The organism is Sphingomonas sp. 66-10 (assembly GCF_001897045.1).
Lineage (GTDB): Bacteria > Pseudomonadota > Alphaproteobacteria > Sphingomonadales > Sphingomonadaceae > Sphingomonas > Sphingomonas lycopersici.
Genome location: NZ_MKRR01000115.1, coordinates 133,549 through 137,442 on the forward strand (window position 1 = coordinate 133,549; position 3,894 = coordinate 137,442).

A 3,894-nucleotide genomic window follows, 5' to 3' on the forward strand; every position below is an offset into this window, starting at 1 on the left:
CCACGCCGCGACCAACCCCAAGGCGTGGTTCTATCAGCAGCCGATCACGCTCGAGGAACATCAGGCGAGCCGCTGGATTGTCGAGCCGCTCCATCTGCTCGATTGCTGCCAGGAATCGGACGGCGCGGTGGCGGTGGTGGTCACCTCGGTCGAGCGCGCGAAGTCGCTGCGCCAGCCGCCCGCGGTGATCCGCGCCGCGGCGCAAGGCGCGGGCGACGACAGCCAGATGATGACGAGCTATTACCGCAAGCATATCGGCCGCATCTCGGAGATGAACATCGTCGCCGAACAGCTTTACGCGCAGGCCGGGATCGGCCCCGCGGACGTGCAGGCGGCGATCCTCTACGATCATTTCACCCCCTTCGTGCTGCCCCAGCTCGAAGCTTTCGGCTTCGCGCGCGAGGGGCAGGCGAAGGATTTCATTCGCGAGGGCAATATCGAGCTCGGCGGCCGGCTGCCGATCAACACCCACGGCGGGCAATTGGGCGAGGCCTATATCCACGGGCTCAACGGCGTCGCGGAAGGCGTGCGGCTGGTGCGCGGCACGTCGGTCAATCAGGTCGCGGGGGTGAGCAATGTCATCGTTACTGCCGGCACCGGGGTGCCGACCAGCGGGCTGATCCTGTCGCCCGCATAACCGCGTCGCCGAATACTTAAGGAGTGGCTTGACTATCGGGCCGCGCCGCGGTTACTTAAGCCTATGCTTGAGTATTCGGCGCAACTCGACCTCGCCTTTCACGCGCTCGCGGACGGGACGCGGCGCGCGATCCTCGAACGCCTGTCGCGTGGGCCCGCGTCGGTGAGCGAATTGGCCAAGCCGTTCGAGACGTCGCTCGCGGCGATCCACCAGCATGTCCAGGTGCTCGAAGCGAGCGGGCTGATCGCGACCGAGAAACGCGGCCGCACCCGCGAATGCCGCATTTCGGCGGAGACGATCATGCGCGTCGAACATTGGCTCAACGAGCGTCGCCAGCTCTGGGAACAGCGGTTCGACCGGCTCGGGAAACTGCTCGAAAACAATGAATTCCAAAATATGGCCGGTGCCGGCGGCACGGCCGACGGAGGCGAACACCGATGACCACGACGCCCTTTTTCCACGGTACGTTTACGTTGAAGCGCAAATGGGCCGCCTCGCCCGAGAGGATATTCGAGGCGTGGTCCGATCCGGCGATCAAGGCGCAATGGTTCACCGGGCCGCCGGAGCAATGGACGCTGGGGAAACGATCGATGGACTTTCGCGTCGGCGGGCACGAGCTGCTCGAAGGCCATTTCACTCAAAGCGGGCTGGTGACGCGCTTCGACGCGCGCTTCCACCTGATCGAGCCCGGCCAGCGGCTCGTCTACGCCTATGATCTCTATCATTCGGGGATGTTCCATTCGGTCACCTTGTCGAGCCTCGAGCTGGAGGCGGACGGTGACGGGACGCGCGTTTCCTATACCGAGCAGATCGTCTTTCTCGACGGCGAGGACGGCACCGAGGCACGGCGCCACGGCACCGGTATCCAATTCGACATGATCGAGCACGTCCTTCAATCGCTGGGAGTCATCCAATGACCGTCGCGCTCTACGGCCACCCCTTTTCGTCTTTCACCTGGAAGGCGCTGATCGCGGCCTATGAACGCGACGTGCGCTTCGAATTCCGCATGATCGACCCCGATCATCCCGACAATCTGGCGCGCCTGGCGAAGCTCGCGCCGACCGGGCAATTTCCCGCGCTGGTCGATGGTGCGCGCGAAGTGGTCGAGAGCAATGCGATCATCGACTATCTCGATCTGTACCACGGCAGCGGCGCGCCGATGGTGCCGGCGGATCGGGCCGAAGCGGTCGATGCGCGGATGATGGCCGATGTGTTCGACGATTATGTCCATGCGCCGATGCAGCGGATCGTCGGCAATGCGCTGCGCGCCGAGGAAAACCGCGATCCGACCGGGGTCGAGGATGCGCACCGCGTGATCGAGCGCTGCTATGCCTGGCTCGAAAACCGCCTGAAGGCCGGGCAATGGGCGACCGGCGGCGGGTTCACGATCGCCGATTGCGCCGCCGCGCCCGCGCTGTTCTACGCCGATTGGGTCCATCCGATCGGGGCGCAATTTCCGTTGCTTTCGGCCTATCGGGCGCGGTTGCTGGCGCATCCCTCGGTGGCGCGGGTGGTCGACGAGGCGCGGCCTTATCGCGCCTTCTTCCCGCTGGGGGCGCCGGATCGGGACTAGGGGAGGACCACCACCCCAGCGAAGGCCGGGGTTCAGTTACGACCGGCCCGATGCTGGACCCCGGCCTTCGGGGTCCCAGCAAAGTATTACTTTGCGGGATGCCCCTTCGCCGGGGTGGATCGCATTTTACGTGTGATGCTCTAACAAGGGCCATGCTTTACCTCGCCCTCAAGGCCGCCATTTCGGGGATATTGATCGCGATCGCCTCGACGCTCGCGAAACGCTACCCCGGCTTAGGCGCGCTGACCGCGTCGCTGCCGCTGGTGTCGGTGCTCGGGATGATGTGGCTGTGGCACGATCGGCCCGATGCCGAGAATATGGCGGCGCATGCCGGGGCGACCTTCTGGTATGTCCTCCCGTCGCTGCCGATGTTCCTGCTCATCCCGCTGCTGTTGCGGCACGGCATCGGCTTCTGGGTCGCGCTCGTCGCCGGATGCGCGCTGACGATCGCGCTTTATGCGGCGATGACCTGGCTCGGGCCGCGGTTCGGGCTGCAGCTCTGACGCGCGACGCCTACCCCGGCCAGGCCAGCTCGCGCCGCGCCGCACTCTCGCGATAGAAAGCGAGCAACGCGCTTTCGTCGCCACCCTCCGCCGCGACGCGATCATGATGCGCGATCAAAACCGCGGCGAGCTGAGCCCAGCGCGCGTCGAGCGCGGAAAGCGTCATCTCCTGCGTCTCCTCGCGCGGCGCTTCGTCGCCGAGCAATGCGCGCATCGCGGCGATATCGGCCAGCCGCCACGCCGCGGCTTTCTCCGCCTCCTCCGCGGCGAGCAGCGACAGGACCCCGGTGATCGTGAAGGTCGCGCCGCCGAACGCATCGTGCGCGCTCGCGGCCATGCCGGCGCCGGCAGCCGTCAGCCCGGTGCCGGTGAGGATATGGCCGAGATCGCTCTGTGCCTCGTCCCGCGCGGTCGGGACGGTGGGGGTGCCCGACAGCATCGCAGCGATCACCGCATCCTGGCGGCGCTGGACATACCAGCCCGAGAGGCCGAGCACCGGATCGGTGCGCCCGCCGGTCACAAATTCGCGGAACGCCGAAGTCCAGATCGCGCTGCCCTTGACCGCATTGAACAGCCGCCACCAGTCGAGCGCGGCGGGGTCGGGGACGACCCCGCTCGACGCCTGCCAGATCGCCAGCGCGCGCTCGGGGGAGACCATGCCGCACGCGCGGCCGGGCTGGAAATGGTCCCACACCGGGTTCAGCGCCCAGCCGAGATCTTCGAGCGGATCGCCGAAATGCGCCATTTCCCAATCGAACATCGCCAGCATCCGCCCGGCGCCGTCGTGCATCATATTGCCCGAACGATAATCGCCGTGAACCAGCGCGATGCGGGCGGCGGGCGGCGGCGGCGTCGCGCGCAGCCGGCGGATCGCGGCGCGGACGATCGGCTGCGGCGCGAACGCATCGGTGTCGATCACCTTTTCCCAATAATCGAGCGCGATGCGCCAGCATTGGTCGGGCGCCGGCGCGTCGAGATGCGCGGCGAGCGGCGACGCGCTCGCATCATGTGCGGCGAGCCGCCCGAGCGCGGCGAAGAATTGCTCGCCCAGCGCCTCGGCATGATTGCCGAACCCGGCGCGGTCGAACGGGCCGACTACCACGCCGTCGTCGATCCGCTCCATCAGAAAGAACGGCCGCTCCAGCTCCGCGCCGCCCTTTTCCAGCGCGATCGCGCGCGGC

6 protein-coding genes are annotated in these 3,894 nt (G+C 67.0%); 5 read left to right on the forward strand and 1 reads right to left on the reverse strand.

Translation table 11 applies throughout. The features are described 5' to 3' along the window. The 5 genes from BGN95_RS12635 to BGN95_RS12655 form a co-directional block, all read left to right on the forward strand. Window positions 1–637, forward strand: a 637-nt coding sequence (locus BGN95_RS12635) for a thiolase C-terminal domain-containing protein (protein WP_502688290.1), incomplete at its 5' end; no start/stop codon positions are given. A 63-nt stretch (window positions 638–700) separates the two neighbouring features. Further along, complete coding sequence (locus BGN95_RS12640; protein ID WP_265312427.1) at window positions 701–1,078, forward strand: ArsR/SmtB family transcription factor; 378 nt, start codon at window positions 701–703, stop codon at window positions 1,076–1,078. After that, window positions 1,075–1,554 carry an SRPBCC family protein gene (locus tag BGN95_RS12645; protein ID WP_179515342.1) on the forward strand — a complete coding sequence of 160 codons (480 nt, stop codon included), beginning with the start codon at window positions 1,075–1,077 and terminating at the stop codon, window positions 1,552–1,554. The genes BGN95_RS12640 and BGN95_RS12645 overlap by 4 nt, the downstream gene beginning before the upstream one ends. Beyond that, entirely contained in the window at window positions 1,551–2,210 is a 660-nt protein-coding gene (locus BGN95_RS12650) for a glutathione S-transferase family protein (protein WP_265312426.1), read from the forward strand. The genes BGN95_RS12645 and BGN95_RS12650 overlap by 4 nt, the downstream gene beginning before the upstream one ends. A gap of 152 nt (window positions 2,211–2,362) precedes the next feature. Beyond that, on the forward strand, window positions 2,363–2,713 hold the full coding sequence (locus BGN95_RS12655; RefSeq protein WP_286772810.1) for a DUF3147 family protein: 351 nt from the start codon (window positions 2,363–2,365) through the stop codon (window positions 2,711–2,713). A 10-nt stretch (window positions 2,714–2,723) separates the two neighbouring features. Here the strand turns inward: BGN95_RS12655 and BGN95_RS12660 are convergent. Further along, the coding region (locus BGN95_RS12660) for a phosphotransferase family protein (protein ID WP_286772811.1) at window positions 2,724–3,894 on the reverse strand (1,171 nt) is incomplete at its 5' end.